At 62.4% G+C, this 22,810-nt stretch carries 24 protein-coding genes and 1 tRNA gene; 13 read left to right on the top strand and 12 right to left on the bottom strand.

Annotation, left to right across the window (positions count from 1 at the left end; translation table 11 throughout):
- Positions 1 to 60 precede the first annotated feature (60 nt).
- A complete protein-coding gene (locus tag ACO07D_RS17780; RefSeq protein ID WP_421704268.1) occupies positions 61 to 243 on the bottom strand; it encodes a DUF3553 domain-containing protein in 183 nt (60 codons plus the stop codon).
- A gap of 30 nt (positions 244 to 273) precedes the next feature.
- Between ACO07D_RS17780 and ACO07D_RS17785 the strand changes: the two genes are divergently transcribed.
- Complete coding sequence (locus ACO07D_RS17785) at positions 274 to 873, top strand: histidine phosphotransferase family protein (RefSeq protein WP_421704269.1); 600 nt, start codon at positions 274 to 276, stop codon at positions 871 to 873.
- A gap of 72 nt (positions 874 to 945) precedes the next feature.
- On the opposite strand, the gene ACO07D_RS17790 is transcribed toward ACO07D_RS17785, so the two are convergent.
- The 9 genes from ACO07D_RS17790 to ACO07D_RS17830 all read right to left on the bottom strand — a co-directional run bounded on the left by ACO07D_RS17790 (position 946) and on the right by ACO07D_RS17830 (position 8,124).
- Positions 946 to 2,199 carry a glutamate-5-semialdehyde dehydrogenase gene (locus ACO07D_RS17790; protein WP_421704270.1) on the bottom strand — a complete coding sequence of 418 codons (1,254 nt, stop codon included), beginning with the start codon at positions 2,197 to 2,199 and terminating at the stop codon, positions 946 to 948.
- 45 nt (positions 2,200 to 2,244) lie between these two features.
- Positions 2,245 to 3,351, bottom strand: coding sequence for a glutamate 5-kinase (proB, locus tag ACO07D_RS17795; protein ID WP_421704271.1), 1,107 nt, complete (start codon positions 3,349 to 3,351; stop codon positions 2,245 to 2,247).
- Positions 3,339 to 4,370 (bottom strand): GTPase ObgE, encoded by a 1,032-nt coding sequence (gene obgE, locus ACO07D_RS17800; protein ID WP_421704272.1) that lies wholly within the window; start codon positions 4,368 to 4,370, stop codon positions 3,339 to 3,341. The genes proB and obgE overlap by 13 nt, the downstream gene beginning before the upstream one ends.
- Positions 4,371 to 4,440: 70 nt before the next feature.
- The gene (locus ACO07D_RS17805; RefSeq protein WP_421704273.1) at positions 4,441 to 4,935 is read right to left on the bottom strand and encodes a GNAT family N-acetyltransferase; all 495 of its coding nucleotides are present in this window, start codon (positions 4,933 to 4,935) and stop codon (positions 4,441 to 4,443) included.
- Positions 4,925 to 5,437, bottom strand: coding sequence for a GNAT family N-acetyltransferase (locus tag ACO07D_RS17810; RefSeq protein ID WP_421704274.1), 513 nt, complete (start codon positions 5,435 to 5,437; stop codon positions 4,925 to 4,927). Before ACO07D_RS17810 ends, ACO07D_RS17805 begins: the two co-directional genes overlap by 11 nt.
- Positions 5,438 to 5,456: 19 nt before the next feature.
- Complete coding sequence (locus ACO07D_RS17815; RefSeq protein WP_421704275.1) at positions 5,457 to 5,996, bottom strand: GNAT family N-acetyltransferase; 540 nt, start codon at positions 5,994 to 5,996, stop codon at positions 5,457 to 5,459.
- A 220-nt stretch (positions 5,997 to 6,216) separates the two neighbouring features.
- Positions 6,217 to 6,486: a 50S ribosomal protein L27 gene (gene rpmA / locus ACO07D_RS17820; protein ID WP_421704276.1), complete on the bottom strand. Its 270-nt coding sequence runs from the start codon at positions 6,484 to 6,486 to the stop codon at positions 6,217 to 6,219.
- Positions 6,487 to 6,507: 21 nt separating this feature from the next.
- On the bottom strand, positions 6,508 to 7,107 hold the full coding sequence (locus ACO07D_RS17825; RefSeq protein WP_421705066.1) for a 50S ribosomal protein L21: 600 nt from the start codon (positions 7,105 to 7,107) through the stop codon (positions 6,508 to 6,510).
- Between the two features lie 177 nt (positions 7,108 to 7,284).
- Complete coding sequence (locus ACO07D_RS17830; RefSeq protein WP_421704277.1) at positions 7,285 to 8,124, bottom strand: hypothetical protein; 840 nt, start codon at positions 8,122 to 8,124, stop codon at positions 7,285 to 7,287.
- A 149-nt stretch (positions 8,125 to 8,273) separates the two neighbouring features.
- On the opposite strand from ACO07D_RS17830, the gene ACO07D_RS17835 reads away from it, so the two are divergent.
- The 5 genes from ACO07D_RS17835 to ACO07D_RS17855 all read left to right on the top strand — a co-directional run bounded on the left by ACO07D_RS17835 (position 8,274) and on the right by ACO07D_RS17855 (position 13,591).
- Positions 8,274 to 8,363 (top strand) — tRNA-Ser (locus ACO07D_RS17835).
- A gap of 511 nt (positions 8,364 to 8,874) precedes the next feature.
- Positions 8,875 to 10,911: a type VI secretion system Vgr family protein gene (locus tag ACO07D_RS17840; RefSeq protein WP_421704278.1), complete on the top strand. Its 2,037-nt coding sequence runs from the start codon at positions 8,875 to 8,877 to the stop codon at positions 10,909 to 10,911.
- A gap of 1 nt (position 10,912) precedes the next feature.
- Positions 10,913 to 12,085 (top strand): hypothetical protein, encoded by a 1,173-nt coding sequence (locus ACO07D_RS17845; RefSeq protein WP_421704279.1) that lies wholly within the window; start codon positions 10,913 to 10,915, stop codon positions 12,083 to 12,085.
- 4 nt (positions 12,086 to 12,089) lie between these two features.
- Complete coding sequence (locus ACO07D_RS17850) at positions 12,090 to 12,983, top strand: hypothetical protein (RefSeq protein WP_421704280.1); 894 nt, start codon at positions 12,090 to 12,092, stop codon at positions 12,981 to 12,983.
- A gap of 359 nt (positions 12,984 to 13,342) precedes the next feature.
- A complete protein-coding gene (locus ACO07D_RS17855) occupies positions 13,343 to 13,591 on the top strand; it encodes a hypothetical protein (protein WP_421704281.1) in 249 nt (82 codons plus the stop codon).
- A gap of 27 nt (positions 13,592 to 13,618) precedes the next feature.
- Here ACO07D_RS17855 and ACO07D_RS17860 read toward each other — a convergent pair whose 3' ends face one another.
- Together ACO07D_RS17860 and ACO07D_RS17865 are read right to left on the bottom strand one after the other, a co-directional pair.
- Complete coding sequence (locus ACO07D_RS17860; RefSeq protein WP_421704282.1) at positions 13,619 to 14,020, bottom strand: DUF4150 domain-containing protein; 402 nt, start codon at positions 14,018 to 14,020, stop codon at positions 13,619 to 13,621.
- 1 nt (position 14,021) lies between these two features.
- Positions 14,022 to 15,041, bottom strand: a complete 1,020-nt coding sequence (locus ACO07D_RS17865) for a DUF2169 family type VI secretion system accessory protein (protein WP_421704283.1) — start codon at positions 15,039 to 15,041, stop codon at positions 14,022 to 14,024.
- Between the two features lie 498 nt (positions 15,042 to 15,539).
- Between ACO07D_RS17865 and ACO07D_RS17870 the strand changes: the two genes are divergently transcribed.
- The 7 genes from ACO07D_RS17870 to ACO07D_RS17900 all read left to right on the top strand — a co-directional run bounded on the left by ACO07D_RS17870 (position 15,540) and on the right by ACO07D_RS17900 (position 22,806).
- Complete coding sequence (locus tag ACO07D_RS17870; protein WP_421704284.1) at positions 15,540 to 16,298, top strand: LamB/YcsF family protein; 759 nt, start codon at positions 15,540 to 15,542, stop codon at positions 16,296 to 16,298.
- The gene (locus ACO07D_RS17875) at positions 16,295 to 16,984 is read left to right on the top strand and encodes a 5-oxoprolinase subunit B family protein (RefSeq protein WP_421704285.1); all 690 of its coding nucleotides are present in this window, start codon (positions 16,295 to 16,297) and stop codon (positions 16,982 to 16,984) included. Before ACO07D_RS17870 ends, ACO07D_RS17875 begins: the two co-directional genes overlap by 4 nt.
- Positions 16,981 to 17,997 carry a biotin-dependent carboxyltransferase family protein gene (locus tag ACO07D_RS17880; protein WP_421704286.1) on the top strand — a complete coding sequence of 339 codons (1,017 nt, stop codon included), beginning with the start codon at positions 16,981 to 16,983 and terminating at the stop codon, positions 17,995 to 17,997. The genes ACO07D_RS17875 and ACO07D_RS17880 overlap by 4 nt, the downstream gene beginning before the upstream one ends.
- A gap of 59 nt (positions 17,998 to 18,056) precedes the next feature.
- Positions 18,057 to 19,070 carry a GlxA family transcriptional regulator gene (locus ACO07D_RS17885; protein WP_421704287.1) on the top strand — a complete coding sequence of 338 codons (1,014 nt, stop codon included), beginning with the start codon at positions 18,057 to 18,059 and terminating at the stop codon, positions 19,068 to 19,070.
- Between the two features lie 125 nt (positions 19,071 to 19,195).
- Positions 19,196 to 20,761, top strand: coding sequence for a trimethylamine methyltransferase family protein (locus ACO07D_RS17890; RefSeq protein ID WP_421704288.1), 1,566 nt, complete (start codon positions 19,196 to 19,198; stop codon positions 20,759 to 20,761).
- Between the two features lie 360 nt (positions 20,762 to 21,121).
- The gene (locus ACO07D_RS17895) at positions 21,122 to 21,673 is read left to right on the top strand and encodes a TetR/AcrR family transcriptional regulator (RefSeq protein ID WP_421704289.1); all 552 of its coding nucleotides are present in this window, start codon (positions 21,122 to 21,124) and stop codon (positions 21,671 to 21,673) included.
- Between the two features lie 23 nt (positions 21,674 to 21,696).
- Positions 21,697 to 22,806, top strand: a complete 1,110-nt coding sequence (locus tag ACO07D_RS17900; RefSeq protein WP_421704290.1) for a mandelate racemase/muconate lactonizing enzyme family protein — start codon at positions 21,697 to 21,699, stop codon at positions 22,804 to 22,806.
- The last annotated feature ends 4 nt before the right edge of the window (positions 22,807 to 22,810 follow it).

Here is a 22,810-nt window from a genome sequence, read left to right on the forward strand (position 1 = left end):
GGCAGGCTTTCACACAGCCGATGGTTGTGCTAGCGTCCCCCACAACCAATTGTAATTGCATCAGGAGTCGAAGACGGGAATGAGCTCGACCCGGGAGATTTCGATCACACGCTTTCCGGCATGTTCGAAATTCACGGTGACCTTGCCGCCAATGTTGCTTTGCACCTGGCCCAGGCCCCAATCGGGCTTGTCCGGGTGGCGCACCAACATGCCCGGCTCCAAAATGGCTCCCATTCCGCTCATCCCAAACTCCTTTCCAAGACGAGGCCGCCCATGTCCGCACCTTCCCGCGATCTGAACGCCCTGCTGGGTTCGCGCATCTGCCATGACCTTATCAGCCCTCTGGGCGCAATCGGCAATGGGGTCGAGCTGTTGCAACTGTCCGGATTGGCAGATTCGCCGGAAATGGCGCTGATTGCGGAGAGTGTCGAGAACGCAAACATGCGCATCCGCTTTTTCCGCATCGCCTTCGGGGCGGCCGCGGACGGCCAGATGGTCGGCGCGCGGGAGATTGCCACGGTGCTGGCCCCCGGCGCCGACGGCCGCAAGATCGAGATCGACTGGGCCTTGGAAGGTGATCAGCCGCGCACCGCGGTCAAGGTGATCTTCCTGATCCTGCAATGTTTCGAAACCGCCATGCCTTGGGGCGGGCGCGTGAAGGTCAGCTTTGACGGCGACCATTGGAAGGTGGCTGGCGAAGCGGAGCGGCTGAAGGTCGAACACGGGGTCTGGGAACTGCTCTCGAACCCGGCGGCCGAGGTCGACCTGGCTGCCGCTCAGGTACATTTCGCCCTCGTAGGCCCAGAACTTGCGCGCCAGGGGCGCAAGCTGGGGCTAACCGTGTCGGAGCACTCGATCAGCGTCGAGTTCTGATCAGCAGGCGGGTTTTCCTTCGGAATTGCGCCTTTTCCGCTCGGGGATTCGCCCCTGTCGTTGGCCGACTGCTTACGGGCGGGTCGTACCGTCCCCGGTCACCAGGTATTTGAACGAGGTCAGCTGCGTTGCCCCAACCGGGCCGCGCGCATGCATCTTGCCAGTGGCGATGCCGATCTCGGCGCCCATGCCGAACTCACCGCCATCGGCAAACTGGGTCGAGGCATTGCGCATCAGGATCGCGCTGTCCAGGCGCGCAAAGAAGCGTTCGGCGGCGAAGTCATCCTCGGTCAGGATCGCATCGGTGTGGGAGGAGCTGAACTCCTGGATGTGATGAATGGCCGCGTCCAGATCGTCGACGATACGCGCGGCGATAATGCTGTCCAGGAACTCCTTGCCCCAGTCGTCATCGCTGGCCGCCTTGGAGCCGGTCAGCCCGGGCCCAGCATGGACCGTAACCCCGGCCTCCATCAGCGCGTTCAACACGCCCTGCCCCAGCTCGATTGCATCCTTGTGAATCAGCAGGCATTCGGCCGCGCCACAGATGCCGGTGCGCCGGGTCTTTGCGTTCATCACCACCGCGTGGGTCTTTTCAGGATCCGCTGCCTTGTCGATGAAGACATGCACGATGCCCTCCAGGTGGGCAAAGACCGGCACCCGGGCCTCGCGCTGCACCAGCCCCACCAGGCCCTTGCCGCCGCGCGGGACAATGACGTCGATATGGTCGGTCATGGTCAGCATCTCGCTGACCGCCGCCCGGTCGCGGGTCGGCACGCGCTGGATCGCATCCTCGGGCAGACCGGCGGCGCGCAGACCGTCCTGCAGGCAGTCATGGATCACACCGGCCGAGTGGAAACTTTCCGATCCGCCGCGCAGGATCACCGCATTGCCCGCCTTCAGACACAGCGCGCCCGCATCGGCCGTCACGTTCGGGCGGCTTTCATAGATCACGCCGACCACGCCCAGGGGCGTGCGCACGCGCTGGATGTGGAGGCCCGAGGGCATGTCCCATTCTTCCATTACGGCGCCGACCGGATCGTCCTGCGCGGCCACGGCGCGCAGGCCCTCGCACATGCCCTGGATGCGGTCCTCGTCCAGCATCAGACGATCCATCATCGCCGGGCTCAGCCCCTTGTCGCGCCCGAATTCCATGTCGCGGCCATTGGCCTCGATAATCTCGGCCCGGCGCGCCCAGCACGCGTCGGCGGCAGCCTCGAGGGCCGCGCGTTTCGCCTCTGCCGGGGCAAAAGCCAGCTCCGACGCGGCCGCTTTCGCACGCGCGCCGATGTCTTCCATCAGGGCGGGGATGTTGTCTTGATCTTTCATGTCGGAGCCTTCGTGTTTGTCGGGTCGAAGATAGTCGGAATTGCCTTAGAGCGCCATGTCGTCGCGATGGATCAGGGCGGCGCGGCCCGGATAGCCCAGGGTTGGTTCGATCTGGTCAGAGCGTTTGCCCGCAATCGCGCGCGCCTCCTGCCCGGTATAGCGCGCAAGCCCTGCACCCAGGTGGGTGCCGTCGGGGCCGTGGATATCCACCGGATCGCCGCGTTCGAACGCGCCGTAGACGGCGGTTACCCCCGCGGGCAGAAGCGACTTGCCCGAGGCCAGCGCCTTGGCCGCGCCCGCATCCACCACGATGTCGCCCTTGGGTTTCATCGAGGCAATCCAGTGCTTGCGCGCCGCCTTCGGCGTGGTGCGCGCAGTGAAAAGCGTGGCGGGTTCGCCGTTCAGAAGAGCCGTGAGCGGCGCCATGCGGCTGCCCTCGGTAATCGTCATGGCACAGCCCGCGCCGGTGGCGGTCTTGGCCGCCATGACCTTGGTCTTCATCCCGCCCTTTGATAGGCCGGTGCCCGCGTCGCCCGCCATCGCCTCGATCTCGGGCGTGATCGCATCGACCACGTCATAGCGGCGGGCCGTGGCGTCCACACGCGGGTTGCCGGAATAGAACCCGTCGACGTCCGAGAGCAGCACCAGGTGGTCCGCGCCGATGGTCACCGCAACCTGCGCAGCCAGGCGGTCGTTGTCGCCGAAGCGGATTTCGTCCGTCGCCACGGTGTCGTTTTCATTCACGATCGGCACGACGCCCAGGCCCAGGAGAGTCTCCAGCGTGGCGCGGGAGTTCAGGTAGCGGCGGCGATCCGCGCTGTCCTCAAGTGTCACCAGCACCTGCGCGGTGGTCAGCCCCAAAGGCGCCAGCACCTCCTCATAGGCACGGGCCAGGCGGATCTGGCCGACGGCGGCGGCGGCTTGGCTCTGCTCCAGAGGCAGTTCGGCGGCGGGCAAGCCCAGAACACCGCGCCCCAGCGCGATGGAGCCTGACGAGACCAGCACGACATCCGCGCCCTTCGCCTTGAAGGCAGCCACGTCCGCGGCCAGCGAGGCCAGCCAGTCGCCTTTCAAGGCGCCGGTGTCGGCATCGACCAACAGGGCCGAGCCGATCTTGACCACGATGCGTTTGGCGTCCTTCAGGGCTGCCATGTCTCGGGTTCCTCGGCGGGTTTGTGGCGCAGCTTGTCCTCGTCGATCTCGGTGCGCAGCGCGCGCAGCACGTCAACCGTGCCCTGCTGCGCCACCCCCGACATTGTCAGGACGGGGCCTGCGACGGCCTCCAGCTCGGCCTTCTTCTCGGCCAGCTCTTCCTCGTCCAGCGCGTCGATCTTGTTCAGCACGGTCACGCGGGGCTTGTCGCCCAGGATGTCGCCATAGGCCTCGACCTCGGTGATGATGGTTTGCCAGTCGCCCGCCACGTCTTCAGACGTGCCATCCACCAGGTGCAACAGAACCGAGCAGCGTTCGACATGGCCCAGGAACAGGTCGCCCAGCCCCCTGCCCTCGGACGCGCCTTCGATCAGGCCCGGAATGTCGGCAACCACGAATTCCACCTGGTCCACGCCAACCACGCCCAGGTTGGGGTGCAGCGTGGTGAACGGGTAATCGGCGATCTTCGGCCGCGCGTTCGAGGTCGCGGCAAGAAAGGTCGACTTGCCCGCATTGGGCAGGCCCAGCAGGCCCACGTCGGCGATCAGTTTCAGGCGCAGCCAGATCGTGCGCTCGATGCCCGGCTGGCCGGGGTTGGCGCGGCGCGGGGCCTGGTTCGTGGAGCTTTTGAAATGTAGGTTGCCGAAGCCGCCGTTGCCGCCCTTGGCAAGCACCACGGTGTCGCCCACGTCAGTCAGGTCGGCGAGAACAGTTTCTTCGTCCTCATCCAGGATTTCGGTGCCCGCAGGAACACGCAGGATGATATCGGCGCCATCCGCGCCGGTGCGCTGCTTGCCCATGCCGGGCTGGCCGCTTTTGGCAAAGAAATGCTGCTGGTAGCGGAAGTCGATCAGGGTGTTCAGCCCCTCGACCGCCTCGGCAATGACCGAGCCGCCCTTGCCGCCATCGCCGCCGTCGGGGCCGCCATATTCGATGTATTTCTCGCGCCGGAAGGACACGCAGCCGCCGCCACCGCCGCCGGAGCGAATATAGACCTTGGCAAGATCGAGGAATTTCATGGTTTTGCCCTTCGGATTAACCGCGTGATTTCGGGTTCTGCGTAGAGGGAAACGGGCGGAGGCTCAAGCCTCACGGGCGTTTCAGCGTGAAAGTGCGGGTCGGAAACACCCCGCCGCGCGCCTTGCAGGCGCCTTCGCATGGGCCGGTTTCGACGAAGCCAAGTTTTTCAAGCACCCGGGCCGACCCCGGATTGCCGGTAAAGACGCAAGCCTTGAGTTCGGGCCAGTCGTAGTTCGCGAAGCCATGGGTTATGACTGCACGGCCCATTTCGGTGGCGAAGCCCTTGCCCCAATGGGCGCGGGCAAACATGTAGCCCAGCTCGCCATCGTCATGCAGGCCCATCATGCCGACCAGTTTCTCGCCCAGAAACACCGGGCCGGAAAGGCCGCGGGCCGGGTCCATCGGTTCGCATCGTGTGGCGGTGAACGTGCGATCCGCGGGCCAGGGCCAGGAGGCGGTCTGGCTGACCACGTCATAGTCGCTGACCATGGCGTGCAGAGCGTCGAGATCCGAGGGACGCGCGCGGCGCAACAACAGCCGGTCGGTACGCAGCTCAGTGTCCATGGCGTGCCTCCCAGGCCTCACGAGTCAGGATCAGGGCTTTCAACGTGGCCTCAGCACCTTGCGCGACCGAGTTCACGCGACGTGACTGCCCGGTATGCGCAAATCCCAGCTTTTCCAACACGCGGGCGGAGGCGCCGTTGCCCTCGAAATAACCCGAGTGCATGTCTTCTGCGCCCCGGGCAAAATGATCTGCGACGACAGCCTGGGCGGCCTCGCTCATGTAGCCCTTGCCGTGATGCGCCCGCCCCAGCCAGTAGCCCAGCCGGTCGGTGGCGCCGATCACACCAACCAATCCTTCGGCATCATGGATCGCCAGGCCTTCACGCGGCTCAGCCTCAAGAAAGTCCAGGAAGTCCCTGAAATCCTTGGGCGTATAGGGGTAAGGCACCACGGTCAGCCAACGCGAGACCTCGTAGTCGCCCAGCTGGGCGACCACCGCCGCCTCGTCCGAGGCGGTCAGCGGCCGGATCTCCAGCCGCTCTGTCCTGAGTTCAAGCGCCATGGTCCCATGTTTCCAGGTGTCAGCCCATCTTCCGGATATAGGTCCAGGTGGGCACATTGGCGTCACGGGCGATCGAATGGCTCTCGGCATCACCGATATATTCGAACCCCGCGTTGGTCAGCACCCGCGCAGACGCGGGGTTGTCCTGAAACACCTCGGCAAAGAGCGTGCGGTTGGCCAGCGGATTGGCCTGGACCAGCGCCTGTACGGCCTCGGACGCGATGCCCGAGTTCCAGAAGGCCGGGGCCACCCAGTAGCCCAGCTGCGACTGTTCGCGCTCCAGATGGGTTAGGGAAATCACGCCCAGCACCTCGCGGTCACCGTTCTGCGCACCATCCATGACCCAGACGTCTTCATTGCGCTCTTCCGCCATGGATCGGGCGACGAAATTGTCGGTAATGCCGGGCGGTAACGGATGCGGGATCGAGCGCGTGCCACGCGCAACCCGTTCATCCCCGGTATACATCGCAATCAACCCGGCATCCGAGCGGCGCACCGGGCGCAGGCGGAACCGTTCAGCCTCTATCACCGGCTGGTTGACAATCGCATCATACATCATTTCGCTTTCCCTCCTCCGAAAAGCACGAATGCGCCCCACAACGCGCGGCGCTGTCGGTCATATGGGAAGCCTGAGCGGATTTTTCCCGCCCGGTCGTATCCCCACTATCCAACACGTACGTAAACATTTTGCGAGCGGCCCTTCTTGACCAAACTCAAACGGAAAAGGGGCCGGCTTGTTCAGCCGGCCCCTGGTGTTCTTTCAACCTTTAAGGTTCGGCTTACTCTGCGGCCTCCGCCACCGGGAGAACCGAAATAAAGGTGCGGCCCTTGAGGCCCTTGTGGAACTGTACGGTGCCTTCGGTGGTTGCAAAGATGGTGTGATCCTTGCCCATGCCCACGTTCGCACCCGGCCACATCTTGGTGCCGCGCTGACGCACGATGATGTTGCCCGGGATCACGACCTGACCACCGAATTTCTTCACGCCAAGACGACGACCCGCGGAGTCGCGACCGTTACGAGACGAACCACCAGCTTTTTTATGTGCCATTCTCTCTCTCCTACGTCTTGATTACTTGGCCAGTTCTTTGGCCTGCTCGACCCAGTCGGCCTTGACCTTGACGGCGTCGAAAGCGTCGACGTCGACAGCAGCCAGCTGAGCGAAAGTGGTGATGCCGGCTTCGGCCAGCTTCTTGGCGGCGGCGGGGCCGACACCGTTGATCTGGGTCAGGTCGTCCGCGGCAGCTTCAGCGGCGGGCGCAGCGGCCTTGGCGGCGGCTTTCGGCGCAGCCTTGGGGGCGGCGGCAACAGCGGCACCCGAGACGGAACCGGCACCGATGGCAGCTTTCACGCCCGACTTGTCAGCGCCCTTTTCCATGATCTCGGTGATCTTGATCAGGGTCAGTTGCTGACGGTGGCCCTTGGTGCGCTTCGAGCTGTGCTTGCGACGACGCTTGACGAAGTGGATGACCTTGTCACCCTTGATCTGGTCAACGACCTCGGCCTGGACGCCGGCACCTTCGACGAAGGGGGCACCCACGGTCGCGCCGACCATCAGAATCTCGTTGAACTGGACGGTTTCGCCCGCGGTCGCAGCCAGTTTTTCGACGCGCAGCATGTCGCCGGACTGGACCTTGTATTGTTTGCCGCCGGTTTTCAGAACCGCAAACATATGATCTTCCTTCATTTTCCGCGTCCTGTGGTCCCGGAGCTTCCGGCGTTGCGGGGGCATCCCCTACCTCGAACGGCGTGCCTTGTTAGGCATACTTCAAACACACAACGCCGGGACCATCCCGGCGCAGATGCGGGCTTATCGGGGGAATGCCCTACAAAGTCAAGCCTTTTCGGCTCAGATGTCCTGCTGCGGATGCAGATCGGACAGGGCGGCCGCCAGCCGTTCGTAGCATTCCGCCATCAGCTCGAATTGGACCGCGTTCAGCACCTGATAGACCTCGCGCATGGTCGGGTCCTCCAGCGCCTCCGTATAGGCTTTCAAGTCCTCGGTCGGAATATCGCGATAGGCCCAGGCAGCACTGCGCACGGCGCCTTTCTCGACCTCGGCGCGCATCGGGTCGATCTGGGATTGCAGCATCAGGCGCAGGTCGGTCTCGTCCACCCGCAGGCGGATGATGCCCGCGTGAGAGGCCGCCATGAGGTAACGCACCTGCACTTCGATAATGGCGCGGATCGAGCTGTCGGTCGATCCGGTGGCAAGGCTGAGCGCGCTGAGCTGTTTCAGGCGACCCGGATCATCGGCGGCCAGCATGGCGATCAGAGCGTCACCGCCCTCGACCTTCACTTCGCTTTCTTCCATGTGGCTCATGTTCTCGACCGCGACCAGACGTTTGCCAAGCTCGGAGCCATAGAAATCAATCCCGTGCTCGACCAGCTCGTCGGGCATCACCGCTTCCATCATGTCAAGTGCGCGGTCGATCATGTTGTCGGGATCGAACATCACCTCGGCCAGCCGGGTCCAGTCGGAACCGAATTCATCCGGCGCCGCACCGGCCAACGCGGGCCCGGCCATGGCGCCCTGCTGCATCGAGGTAATCGCGACGTCGAATCCCGTGACCTCCAGGAACTCACGCAGTTGCGTGCGGTCGGCCGCATGGGCCGCCGCCCCCGCCGCCCCCCATGTCAGGACAACAAGCGGCAGCAGAGCCGTGGTGATTTTACGCAAGAAAGCCATGAATTCCCCCGTTTTTAAGACACTGGAATGAAGCCTAGGCACAGAACCCCCTGTCGGGCAAATCACAAAATTCCGCTAGGCGGGCATTTACCCCAAAAAACTGGTTGCGCCCGCCTTCAACACGCACTAAACCCCGCCTCACCCCCCGCGGAGAGGTGCCGGAGTGGTCGAACGGGGCGGTCTCGAAAACCGTTGTGGGTTCACGCCCACCCAGGGTTCGAATCCCTGTCTCTCCGCCATTTTCCCTACAGACCACCGCCCCCACCAACACCTTGAACGGCAAGGTGGTTTGGGGTGCTCGAAATTCTGTTTCGCGGGAGTATGAGATGCGCCACGTGAGGGCCAGTCTCAGCCAGACCGGGACAACTTCGTCAATTGATCTGTATCGGCGTCCGTAGCTTGACCAACAGCCGTCGGAGCCCCCTCATCCGCCAAGGACTCCTTCCGGAATCGGGCCATTTACGCGACCATCGGCGTTGTTGGCGCCTAGTTGGCGCCTAAAACCAGGCAAGGCGCCGTCTCACTGCGGCTCATCCGCCACGATGATTTGCCGATGAATTTTTTCCCCTCTACAAATTGCCCCATTGAGACAACCATCCGAATATCACCTGCTTTGTGTCCCACTTTTTGCCCGTTTTGTGTCCCACTGACATGTCGGCAATTGACCGCCTGATAGATATCAGAATTGTTTTGCCTAGAATTGAGAGTGTGTTAGCACGTTCTCGTTAAGGGTGTTGTTGGAGTAGAGTTTTGAATACACATTTCGCCCAAACTGACCGCCAGGGCCGCCTGTCAACGGTGCTTGGCCCCGATGTATTGGTACTGCTGCGCATGGATGGCGTGGAGGAGCTTTCGGGTGATTTTGAATGGCGCATCGAGGCTCTGTCCGATCAGCCGGGGCTGGACCTTCACGGGCTACTGGGCACCCATGCGACGGTCGAGATCGACCATACCCAAGGCACCCGCGCCTTTGACGGCATTGTCTGCGAAGCGCAACAGCGGGGTGCCTCCGAGAACGGGTTTCGCTATGATCTGGTGCTTCGCCCCTGGCTTCACGCCGCCAGCCTGCGTCGCAACATGCGGATTTTCCACGACAAAACGGTGATAGACATCGTTCAGGAGGTGCTGGCCTCCTATTCTGGCTTTGGCAGTCCTCATCTTGATGTACAGGTGGCGGGTGACTACCCGATCCTCGAGTATACGGTGCAATATGGCGAAAGCGACGCGGCGTTCGTGCGTCGCCAGTTGGAACGCCACGGCATCAGCTGGTCCTGGCGTCATGAGGCGGGCAATCACACGCTTCTGCTCTCGGATGCGGTGTTCAGCCTGCCGGAAGTCCCGGGAGGATCGCGTCCCTACTATGCCGTCGATGGCTTTCACCGGCACGAGGAGGAACATTTCAGCCTCTGGTCCCCGGCGGAACGCATCACCACCGGCGCGGTGCGCCTGACCGAATACAACTTCAAGATGCCCCAGGCCGCGCAGGAGGTGGACCAGCCGGGCGGGGCCTCGCATCCCGGCGGCGACATCGAAAGCTATGACTGGCCGGGGGATTATCTCGACCAGGGTCAGGGCCGCGGCGTGGTCAGCCGTCGGCTCGACGCCGAACGCGGCCAGGCCCCGCGCCATCAGGCCGAAGGCGACGTGGTGTCCTTGGGCGCAGGCTGGCGCGTGACGCTACGCGGCGATGACGTGGCGGGGGCGACCGGGCGCGGCTTTGTCTGCCTCAAGGCCGAACATCGCTTCCGCGCACAAAGCTACGGGTCAGGCAACAGCGGCAATGACGAGACCCCCTATCAGGGCGCCTATGTGCTGATGCCCGACGACACCCCCTTCCGCCCGGAGCAGCGCACTATTGGCCCACGGGTCCAGGGGCCTGAGACTGCCGTCGTGGTCGGCGAGGGCGAGATCGACTGCGACGAACACGGCCGCATCCTGTGCCAGTTCCATTGGGATCTGGACGGCGCCTACACGATGCGCGTGCGGGTGTCACAGAGCTGGGCGTCCAAGGGCTGGGGCGGCATGGTGATCCCGAGGATCGGCATGGAAGTCATCGTCGAACACCTGCGCGGCGACCCCGACAAGCCAATCGTCACCGGCTGTGTCTTCAACGGCAAGAACGATACGCCCTACCCGCTGCCGAAACACAAAACCCGCAGCACGTTCAAAACCGACACCCACCAGGGCGAAGGCTTCAACGAACTCAGGTTCGAGGATGAAAACGGGCGGGAGGAAATCTACGTTCATGCACAAAAGGATATGAACATTGACGTGTTGGACAGCCACACCAAGGCTGTTCGCAACAACGACACTGAACTGGTTCAAAACAACAAGGTGATCGAAGTAAACAGGGACCATTCAGAGGCTATCGGTGGCAGTATGACTCTGCATGTCGGCCCCACGAATATTGGCCGCTTTCTGAGCCAGTCCATTAGGAACATGACCGAAATGCTTGGCACATTCTCCAAGACTTTCGGACTGCCGGGGGCGCTTGATCCCTCGGCGGGCAACATGACGGTAACCGTGGAAAAGAACAGCCTCGAGGCTGTCGGCATTTCCTCGGTGCGGACTATTGGCATATCCGAAAGCACTTTCGTAGGCCGGACCTCCAAGCTGAACGTTGGCAAGGAGATCAAGATTTCAGCGGGGCAATTGCTGGTTTTACGCTGTGGAAAAACGCTCGTGGAGATGAAGGAAAACGGTGAACTCACACTGAACGGCGACAAGATCAATATCAATGCGGCGACACTTGTGAAGATCAACGGTAAGAAAGTCGATATCAACTAAAATGGAATGCGAAGATAAACTACCACCATTTCGCCGTTCCTGGAGAAATGACTACGAGTTAGGCGCCCTTTTCGCGAACGAGGCCACCGAGGATAAATATTATCGCGTGGCCAGGGAAATGGCGGGTTATTACAACATCACGCTATGCGACTCTGCAGAGGCGCAGTTGATCGGGCAGCATGCGCATTCCTTTGCGTTTCAGGGGCGATCAATCTCAGAGCTTTATATCCCCATCGTGGACGACGTCGTTGAACGCGATATGCCTGGGGCTGAGGACTTTGCGCGCAGCCGACACCTGGCTTTTTTGCGTGACTATCTTCAATTGCACGGTCTCACCTACCGAGATGTAAGCCCGGGCCTCCATGTGCTGTTCACGGATACCGGGCAAGGCCTCATGTCGTCTCTCTGGGATGATTTTAAAGTAAGCGCCTCTGATGTTGTGAACGAGATTAGACGCTTGACGGCGAAACATAGCATTCCGGATGAAGATGACGACATTGCCAAGCAAGCCTCCGAGGGCGGAACAATTATCGTCGGAAATCCCTTTGCTTTTCCGGCCTGTCGTCCAGCAGAAGCCCGTGCCTTTCGAAGCAAGGCGCAAAGGCGAGTTGCGGGATATTGGAGCAAAGCGGCCAATGGGACAGCGAAGGGCGGGACACCAAAGCGTGCAAATGACCGATACCAGGTTAACAAATGCGGTCGGACAGAATACTCGCTAAACTCTGAAGCCTCGGCGCAATCTCATCGCCCGCTTGCCGACGGGTTAGCGCCCAGCAAGCCGCCGCGCGCGAAGGCGGGGTATGGTGAAGCCTGTTGTATATTGGAGGCCAAATATGTTGGAGCGCCAAAGACCACGCCCTATCAAGAAAGACGAGACTTTCTTCGGGGCACGAATTCTGGGTGGATGCCGAAGAAGCTTCGCAACCTGTCGCGCCCCGCTAGAATTGCTTATTGGGAGGGTATCCGTGGGGCTCAAGCGGGCCAATTGGGCCTTTATCTCGGGGCCATGGCTGACCACGATATTCCTTATTGGTCTGTGGTCTACATCTGTTCCCGCGATAGCTGCCGCGACTACTTTCGAGACCTCATCAAATTGGCAAGGCTTCCAAGGAGCATTGCTAAAGCCTGCACATCCAGCGCAAGGAAAACCACCGGCGAAAACTGGATTGTATGAACCTATGGGAGACAGCGAATTGCAATATCGAATTGAGCTGGTGATCGCGCCGAGCCACACTCTTGATGGTTTCTTTGGCCTTCTCACTGAGCATGATAATGTAAGCCGTGAGGACGATGGCACATTGCGATATTTTTCGGGCTCGCTACGCGCGGTTGGGGATAGCGCCATTATCTGGACCGGAGGTTCGGACGCCGAGCTGTACAGATTTCTGCGTTCCTATTTTGACTGGTCTACCGATCCTGAATCAGGCGCGATTGTAACTGAGACAGAGGGTAGCGCTCTTCATATGATCGCCATTTCCAGTGGCGAGGACATTGAGATGGAAAGGCACGATACGGGGGTTGTGGTCGGTGCGAGTGAGATTCTGGCAACCGAGGCCGTATTTTTGTCGGCATGGCCAAATCTGTTCGATGCGGATGAAGAATTTGAGGAATTTGCAGAGGATGAAACCGGCGAGCGGGTCATATTGGACGCCTCCCGAGCGCCTATCATCGCGCCGCTCCTCGGAACGATTGACGATGAATATGACACGATCAGCTTCATAGTCATCGGCGCGACGCCTGCCGAGGTCATGGACCAGCTCCTAACCGTGCCGGAATATGTCGCCGAAGACCCAGGGTATCTGACTTCGGAACTCGCCCAGATTGACGCCAACTTGCTTGCCGTCGCCTTCCCAAGCGACCGTGGCGACGTCGTAGAGATACGTCTCCCCCTGCAGGCAATGCGGCTGGAGGAAGCCCAGCGTATTCTGGCGACCCAGAATGCGAAGGGGCTATCGGCAGAGATTCACTACGTCCAAGATATTGATGATGCGCAGGAGCTATTTCATATACAGAAGCTGCATGCGAATGGCACGCTCGCGGCGCCGGAAACTCTCCGGCTCTTGTTCGAGTAGAGGGCGAGATTTGCATTCAGCGGCAAGACATTACGGGAAGGGGGGATCAAGGGCAGCCTGTGGCATCGCCTCTGCAAACGGTCTCGGATGAACGGTTGCCAGACCTACGACAGCGTTAATTTCAGAGATGGAAGAACAGTTGAACGAACCAGGCAGCTAAGGAAATTCTGGAACAGGTTGGTCGGGCTATTGTGTCCGATCCAGAGTTGGCAAGTGATTGGCAACGGGTCTGGTGCAGCAATACTGGCGCTTACCGCACGTAGAGATGTTCCCGACGCCGGGCAATACTCGATCAGTTCTCCATGCGCTCGCTGCAGGATAACTGGTTTTACGCGCCCGCATTCTTTGACTGATACGTTATGAAGGCACAATCTCAACGCCATGAGGCTATCCGGCCCAAACTCGTTTACCGGATTTTGCTGGGTATTCTTGCGGTTGCCTTGGCCGCGCGATCCCGTGCCGCTATTTGGATGACGGCGTGGTATGTGGTGGCAGAACTTGCCCCACCGCTGTTTTCTGCTCACCTGTTGGTATTCTTCGTCGTGGCCCCACTGCTTTGCGCTTTGGCCTGGGTCTTCCATTACCTTGTCAGCAATGAACAGCTGTGATCCCCCGGCTCTTTCCCAGGCGCGCCTCTATTCAAAATACACGAGCTTTCCCACCGTGTTTCCCGGACCGTTAGGCCCGTTGCAATTCATGTCATAGCTATTGTCGTTTTGAATCAGCTCTCTGCCTTCGACAAACACATTGGTCTTTTTCGAGATTGGACGGCAGTACCCCTTGTTGACGCCCGACTTTACGCCGCCTTTTGTGCCCGGCTCGTCCCCGGTGACCTTGTTGGTCCGGCTGGCCATGGTAAATGCTTCTTCACCGGTGAGAATGGTGCTTTTGACCGTGGTTTCCGACCAATCGAGCTTTGAAATGATCATGTAAGGGATCGGCACGATGGCACTTCCGACGGGTGTCAGGCAGACATCCGGTGCAAGGCACACAATGGTGGCAGATTTTCCGCTGTGACGCGCGGCAGACTGTTGCATGTCAATTCTCCAACCTGTGACCAATGATTTCGGCAGTCTCAAATCTCTCAGGGCTTTGAACCACTGCGCGCCAGATCATGTCAACGCGATATGTCCCCTGGCTGCCGGACCGAAGATCAAGCGCTAGGGTATCCAAGACCATGGGGCATATGTCTGCGTCCCCCTGTCCCAGACGCAGCGAACACGTGACAGAGGGGAGCTGCAAAGCGACCGGGCCGTCATGTGCGATACCTTGCACATGCAATTGCTCATTGCCCATCAATGGCGGATTGAACTGAAGTGCCTTGGGCGCAGCGTTCCAGAAGGCCAAGGAATAGTCCTTTGGCAGACGTGGGTGACGTGTTTCTTTCCACTGATCGTCAAAGGTTCCCGCGTCACTGCGCCTCGGCAACCATGATTTCGCAATCGGGCCGAACCCGTGAACCCCCATCTCAGCGAGAGGGTCTGTGCCCATGAATTCCGGCAATAGTCCAATTTGCGGCGCAGCGAAGTCCGATCCATCCTCAAGCCGCATGGGTGTCGCGAAGCCTAGACCACTCGGGTTGTTTTCAAATGTAACCATCCCGCCATCGGAACCAGGAGATGCCCCGCCAAAAGCCAGGTCGTAGGAAATGGGCACTTCGGAAACAAGTTCGGGGGAGGTGCGAAACCAGCCTTTCAGGCGACGATAGGTCCAATGTGATGGTCCACGCACTTGAAACCCATAGTGCAAACGATCCACAACGGTCAGGCTGACAGGCCACTCAGGTAGCAATTTGCCATCTGGGCTGCGCGCCGTCGCCTGCAGGAACAGATCAGTACCCAACTTGCCCGGCGCCGTATCCTGTTCCTGCATGAGCGGTGAGAAAGCGGGATCGCCAAGATACCGGTCCTCAAGCACAAGCTCCGGCGCGGGCTGTGCAATCCATCGCATCGTCTCATCTTGTACGAAAGACGCTTTGGCAATGACAATTCCGTCTTCAGTGTCTTCAACTGACCAGTGTTTGAAAAACAGAGTTGCAAGCGGAAAGCGTGTGCTCAAATGCATTTCAAGCGGACCTCGTTAATATAACATACGGATCCTAAACAACGACAGGAGGCTTCCTGATGCAATCCACTTTTCGGCGTCCCTGTCGTAAGAAAATCGGGCCGCCTACGCGGCTTCCGGCATTTGGCAGCCTCATCAGCCAGACCGACGGATTAAATGTTTAAAGCCAGCAGCCTCGCCCGAGCATGAGTTTCAAGCCGCGGTCGTTCTTCTGCGGGCAGGCGCAATGAAAACGGTGTAGGACACAGTGGTTTCGACGTGTTTGCCAGGTCACGGGCGTGGCCTTCACAAGTCTTATTGGTGAGGTCTGAGGAGCTTGATCCAATTCTTCAAACAGGGTGTTTGAGAACACTTGCTCCTTCTCCTCCACTTTCTCCCACCCTGAGGACTGAACGCCCACCCCCCCAAATGGAATTGCAACAGCCCAACAGGGCCGCTTGGCCTTGCGCCCTGCCCGCGTTCGCGCGAAACAGGATGCAAAGGGAGGCTTCCATGAAAATCGACCTGAATTCCGACCTGGGCGAGGGCTATGGCCCCTGGGCCATGGGTGATGACGCCGCGGTTCTGTCGCTGGTGACCAGCGCCAATATTGCCTGCGGCGGCCATGCGTCCGACCCGGATACGATGTTTCACACGCTCACGCTCGCAAAGGAGCGCGGCGTGGTCGTGGGCGCACACCCCGGCTATGCCGACCGACTGGGCTTTGGCCGCCGGGTAATTCCCATGGCCCCCGAGGAAATCGCGCGCATGGTGGCCGCACAGATCGGTGCTCTGCTGGCCGTCGCGGACCTGGTGCCGGTACCGGTGGCTTACGTGAAACCTCATGGCGCGCTGGCCAACCTGGCGGCTGCCGACGCGGATGTGGCGCGGGCCATCGCAGGTGCAGTCAAGGCGCTAAAGGCCGACCTCACGGTGCTGGCCATCTCCGGCACCGCGCTGGAGCACGCGGCGCGGGACATTGGCCTTACCGTTTATTCCGAGATCTTCGCCGACCGGGGCTATCAGCCCAACGGCCAGCTTGTCCCACGCGGCCAGCCCGGTGCGATGATCACCGACCCGGAGGAAGCCGCCGCGCGCATTCTGAAGATGCTCGACACCGGATTGATGCCGGTGGTGGGCGGCGATGCGATTCCGCTGGCGGCCCACTCGATCTGCGTGCATGGCGACAGCCCTCATGCGGTGGCCATGGCGCGCGACATTCGCGCCCGTCTGGAAGCGGCCGGGGTCACTCTGGCCCCATTCTGCGCATGAGGTCCCTGCCCCGCTTTACCCCGGTTGCCGAACACGCCCTGCTGATTGAGCTGGGTGCGGAGATCGGTGACGACACCACCCGCGCGGTGCTGTCTCTGGATCGCGCCCTGGCAGGCAACCCGCCCGAGGGCCTGGTCGAGGTCGTACCGGCGCTGGTGAACCTACTGGTGGAGTTCGACCCGGTGGAGACCGACCACGAGGCGATGCAGGCCGCGATCACCGCATTGCTGGACCACACCACGGACCACGCGCCCGAGGTCACCACGCACGAGGTCGCGGTCTGCTATGATGCCGATCTCGGCCCGGACCTCAGCGCCGTGGCGCAGGCCAAGGGCATGAGCGAAGAGGCGGTGATCGCCGCCCATCTGGCGGGCGACTACCGCGTCGGCATGTACGGGTTCGCGCCGGGCTATGCCTATCTGACCGGACTGGACCCGGTGATTGAAGTGCCGCGCAAACAGACCGCCGTGCGCGACGTGCCCGCCGGGTCCGTCATCATTGCCGGGCCGCAATGCCTGGTCACCACGCTGAAGGCGCCGACCGGCTGGTCGATCCTGGGCGCCTCGCCCGCGCGCATCCTGACCGGCGACCCGGCCCGCCCCTTCCTGTTCAACGTGGGCGACCACATCCGTTTCACCCGCGTCGACCGCACGGCCTTCGAAGCCATGGGAGGCGCACCCACATGAGCAGCGCACGTTTTACCGTTCGTTTCGCGGGCCCTCTGGTGACCTTCCAGGATGCGGGACGCCCCGGGCACAAACGCTTTGGCGTCTCGGCCTCCGGCCCGATGGACCGGCTGGCCTTCGCCGCCGCCAATGCCGCCCTGGGCCAACCCGAGGGCGCCACGGTGATCGAGGTCTCGATGGGCGGCATCGTACTGGCCTGTACCGAGGGCACGGTCAGCCTGGCTGTGGCGGGCGGCGAGTTCGACGTCGATATCGCAGGCCAGAAGCCCGAAGGCTGGACCGTCACCAGCATCGAGGCGGGCCAGACCCTGACGATCCGCCCCGGCCGCGCGGGCAGTTGGTGCTATGTCGCCTTCGCCGGGGATCTGCAATGCGAGACCTGGCTGGGTCATGCGGCGACCCATTCGACCTCGGGTCTGGGTGGCGGTGCGCTGACCGCAGGCCAGGAGGTCGAGGTTACCAACACCCGCACCAGCCCCGACCGCGAAGGCCCGATTGCCCGGCCCGGATTTGCGCAATTCGACGGCATCGCCCGGGTGGTCATGGGCCCGCAGGACGCTCTGTTCGACGAGGCCGCCCGCGCGGCCCTGACGACCGATACCTTCCACCTGACTGACGCTTTCGACCGCATGGGCGTGCGCCTGGACGGGCCACGCCTGTCCATCGGCGGGGCACTGTCGATCCCGTCCGAACCGGTCGCGCGCGGCTCAATCCAGGTGGCGGGCGACGGGGTGGCCACGGTGCTGCTGGCCGACCACCAAAGCACCGGCGGCTACCCGAAGATCGCCACCATCATTGGCCCCGACCAGGACGGGCTTGCTCAGCTGCGCGCCCGCGATGCGCTGAGGTTCCTGGCGATCTCTCCCGCCGACGCCGTCTCCATCGCCCGCAGCCATGCCGCCGCTCGCACCGCCTGGCTCGCCGACATCTCCTCCCCGCGCGGCACGCTGATGGAGCGGCTGATGCGCGAGAACCTGGTGGATGGCGTCGTGCGCGCGGATCCCGACGGCTGATTGCCCCCGGGGCAACAAGCCTGTAGAACCGATCCACCCCCAACCCGGAGACCGGTGCCATGACCCAGGACACTTTCGTACCGCAGGGCGTCGCCTTCGTGCCGCTCGAGGACACCCCGCCGCCGCAGGAGATCGTCTTTGTCCTGGTGCCCAACCTGTCGATGCTGGCCTTCGCCGCCGCCATCGAACCCCTGCGCATCGCCAACCAGTTGACCGGCAAGCCGCTGTTCAAATGGCGCACCCTGTCGGAGGACGGCGAGAACGTGCGCGCATCGAACGGGGTGGAACTGGGGGTGGACGGGGCTTTGTGCGACCTGGACCGCAACGCGCATGTGTTCGTCTGTTCAGGCGTGCTGCCGGAACAAAGCAGCTCGCAGAAGACCGCCGACTGGATCCGCGCCCATTGGCGCAGGGGCTGCACGGTCGGGGGGCTGTGCACCGGTGCCTATACGCTGGCACGCGCGGGCATGCTGAAGGGCCGCGCCTTTACGCTCCATTGGGAAAACCTGCCGCCGTTTCGCGAGCTGCACCCGGACCTGGAGCCGCGTGAACAGCTTTACGTGATCGACGACCGCATCATGACCGCCAGCGGCGGCACCGCGGCGACCGACCTGTTCCTGCGCCTGATCAACGACCGCTTCGGCCTGACGCTCAGCCAGGCCGTGTTGAACATGTGCATCCACAGCCTGCACCGCTCGGATATCGAGGCACAGCAAAGCTCGCGGTCTGCCTCCATCGGCATTCGCAACGAGAACCTGGTGCGTGTGATCAAGCATTTCGAGGCAAATATCGACCAGCCCCTGAACCTCGATGAGGTGGCGGATGAGTTCGGCATCTCGCGCCGTCAGATCGAGCGGCTCTTCACCAAACACCTGGGCATTTCGCCGAAACGCTATTTCGCCCAGCTGCGCCTGGGCCGGGCCCGCGCGCTTCTGGCGGAAACCGACCTGCCGGTGGCCGAGATCGCGGCAGCGGTGGGCTTTGACAGCTCGACCTATTTCGCCCGGCGCTTTCGCGACATGTTCGGCGTGACCCCGCACCGATTTGCTGCTGGGCGCAGCGGCGCAGACTGACAAAAGGGCCGTTTTCGGCCCCTGATCAGTCGCCGGCGTGTCGGTTTCTGCAACGGGATTTCGTGATTGGGCAGGTGGCGCCCCTCTGGTCCGGGGACAATCCTCGGACACCAAGGAGGATGCCCATGGCCACCGACGCCGCCACCAAACCCGCCCCCCGCACCCGTTCAGGCGGCCGTTCAGCCCGCCGCGCCGCCCGCACCGCGCCCAAGGTCGACATGCTACCGGGGCTGAGACGCAACATTCCCGAATGCGAGGTGATGGACGGCAGCCAGGTCGAGCGCATCCACAATGCCTCGATGGAGATCCTGGAAAACGTGGGCGTACAGTTCCGCGATCCCATCGCACTGGAGGACTGGAAACGCGCGGGCGCCAAGGTGGTGGGCGAGCTGGTCTACCTGGACCGGGGCCTGGTCATGGAGCTGATCAAGACCATCCCGTCCGACTTCACCTATCACGCGCGCAACCCGGCCAACAATGTGCGCCTGGGCGGCAAACATTCGGTCTTCGTGCCGATGACCGGCGCGCCCTTCCTGCGTGATCTGGACGACGTCCGCCGCAACCCAACGCTCGATGACCTGGCGATGTTCCACAAGCTCAGCCACATGTCGCCCGCGCTGCATTCATCCGCGCACCATATCGTCGAGCCCTATGATCACCCGATCAGCCAACGTCACCTACGCATCACCTATTCGTCGATGAAACACTCCGACAAGATGTTCATGGGCATGACCACCTCGCCCAAGAACGCCGAGGACGTGATGGACATGTGCGCGATCCTGTTCGGGGAAGAGTTCATCATGAACAACCCCGTCACCACGGGGAATTGCAATGGCAACTCGCCGCTGGTCTGGGACGAAACCATGCTGGGTGCGCTGCGTGCCTTCGGGGCGCGGCGCCAGCCGGTGCTTTGCTCGCCCTTCGTGCTGGGAGGCGCCAACACGCCCGCCTCGGTCGCCGCGTCCGTCGCGCAGCTCAATGCCGAGGCGCTGTCGGCGCTGGCCTATACGCAGCTGTGCAACAAGGGCACGCCCGCGATCTACGGGCATTACCTGTCGACCGTCAGCATGAAATCCGGCGCACCCATGGCGGGCACGCCCGAGATTTCGCTGATGAACTTCATGATCGGCCAGATGGCGCGGTTCTACGGCGTGCCTTGGCGCACCTCGAACACACTCGGGGGCGCCAAGACCTTCGACGCCCAGGCCGGATACGAAAGCGCGACCACCCTGTCGTCGGTCGTGCATGCAGGCGCCAACTATATCTGGCACTCGGCCGGCTGGAACGAGGCGGGCATGCACTGCTCCGTCGCCAAGTTCATCGTCGACGCCGAACAATGCGCCATGGCCTACCGCATGGCGGAGGGGCCCAAGTGGGACGATTTCGACGAGGCAGTCGGCGCGGTGCCCGACGTGGGCCCGGGCGGGCATTACCTGGGTCACCCGCACACACAGGAGAACTTCCAAACCGCCTTCTTCATGCCTGAGATGTTCGACAACAATTCGATCGAACAATGGGTGGCGGAAGGCTCGGTCGAGATCACCGAACGCGCGCTGAACCATGCCAGGAAGCTCTTGTCGGAGTACCAGGAACCGAAGCTGGACGAGGCCAAGAACGAAGAGCTGCTGGACTATATCGCGCGGCGCGAGCGGGAAATCCCCGCCGCCGACGAGCTGAACCAGGACTACTGAGGGTTACACTCCCCCGACTGGCCCGTCCCCTTTGTTGGGGGCGGGCTTTTTTGTGCCCGCCTCGCCCCTCGAGCATATGCGAAGATGTCACTCTCGTGGGCCGCAGGCCCACGGTGCCCGACCCTCCCCACGGGAGGGCGCTTCTGCAACGTTTTAACTAGAACGACCATTTCAGACAGAGCAAACCGGTCGCACAACCTCCTCGTAGCGAAAGCGCCCACCCAGGGTCGGGCGCCGTGGCCCCGCTCTCGCTGTGCCGACCTTCAATCGGTCCCCGCCACTCCCCCATGTCGCCCACCCCCACCACCCATGTCGGTTTCCGTCAAGAGCGAGGTAGAGTGATCGCTCTACTCTTCCCTCATGATCGACATGAAACACCAGATCGCCGCCCGCCTGCATGGCCAGTTCGACGAGATGGGCTTCGCCGCACCGGGGGTCGAGACCCTGCGCGAGGGGGCCGATGTGTCCCTGCGCACACTCTACAAGTACTTCCCCAGCCGCGAGGCCATGGTGGTCGGCGCGTTGGAGCATCGCGACCAGGCCTATGACGACTGGATCGGCGCGGGTCCGGATCACGGTGCCGACCACGTGCTGCATATCCTCGTGCGCCTGGCCGACTGGCTTTCCGGTATCTCCAATTCGGGCTGCCTGTTTCGCAACGCCCTGTCGGCCTATCCCGACAGCACACCGGTCCGCGCTGCGGTCGAGGCGCACAAATCCGGCCTGCGCACCAAGTTCCGTGCCCGCTTGACCCATGTCGCCCCCGATTGTGACGCAGGCGCCATCGCCCACCAGCTCTTCATCCTGCACGAGGGCCTGACCGAGGCCGCCCGCCTGATCGGCCCTGACGAGGCCCGCACACAGACCCTGCACAGCGCCCGGCTGATCCTGGCCGCCGCCGACATCACTTGACGCGGCAACCGAAAGACCCCGCCATGAAAATCACGGAAATCCACATCTACGCCCATGACCTGCCGGTCAAGAACGGGCCCTATACCATGGCCAATGCGCAGGTCTGGGCACTGGACACCACCCTTGTCAAACTGGTGTCGGACACCGGTCATGTCGGTTGGGGCGAGACCTGCCCGGTCGGCCCGACCTATGCCGAGGCTCACGCGGAAGGCGCGCGCGCCGCGCTGAAACTGATGGCCGAGGGGCTGATCGGCGCGGATGCCACCCCGGGCACTCTGCGCCGCAAGATGGATACGCTTCTGAACGGGCACAATTACGCCAAGGCGGCGCTGGACATTGCCGCCCATGACCTGATGGGCAAGGCGCTGGGCCTCAGCGTGGCCGACCTGCTGGGCGGGGCGGTGACCGACCGCGTGCCCTCCTATTACGCCACCGGCGTGGGCGCGCCGGATGACATTGCGCGGCTGGCGAAAGTGAAACTGGACGAGGGTTATCCCCGCCTGCAGGTCAAGGTCGGTGGCCGCCAGGTGGAGCTGGACATCGAGACCATCACCAAGGTCTGGGAACAGATCGGCGGATCGGGCATGCGCCTGGCGGTGGACGGCAACCGCGGCTGGACCACCCGCGACGCCCTGCGCGTCAGCCGCGAACTGCCGCATGTGCCCTTCATCATGGAACAGCCCTGCAACACGGTGCAGGACCTTGAGAAGATCCGCCCGCAGGTCAGCCACGGCCTTTACATGGATGAGAACAGCGTCGATCTGAACACGGTGATTTCCGCCGCTGGCACCGGGCTGGTGGACGGGTTCGGCATGAAGGTCACACGCATTGGCGGCCTCACCCCGATGCGCGCCTTCCGCGATATCTGCGAGGCGCGCAATCTGCCGCATACCTGCGACGACAGCTGGGGCGGAGACATCATTGCCGCCGCCTGCACCCAGATTGGCGCCACCGTCAAACCCGAGCTTTGCGAAGGCATCTGGCTGGCTGCGCCCTATATCGAAGGCAACTACGACCCGGAGAACGGCATCCGCATCGAAGGCGGCCACATTCAACGCCCCACCGGCCCCGGCCTGGGTGTAACTCCGGATGAAACGCTGTTCGGCGCGCCCGTGGCGTCCTTCGGAGGGTAAGCGC

Origin of the sequence: Aliiroseovarius sp., from assembly GCF_965228805.1 — a bacterium.
In the GTDB taxonomy this organism is placed as follows: Bacteria; Pseudomonadota; Alphaproteobacteria; order Rhodobacterales; family Rhodobacteraceae; genus JASBTN01.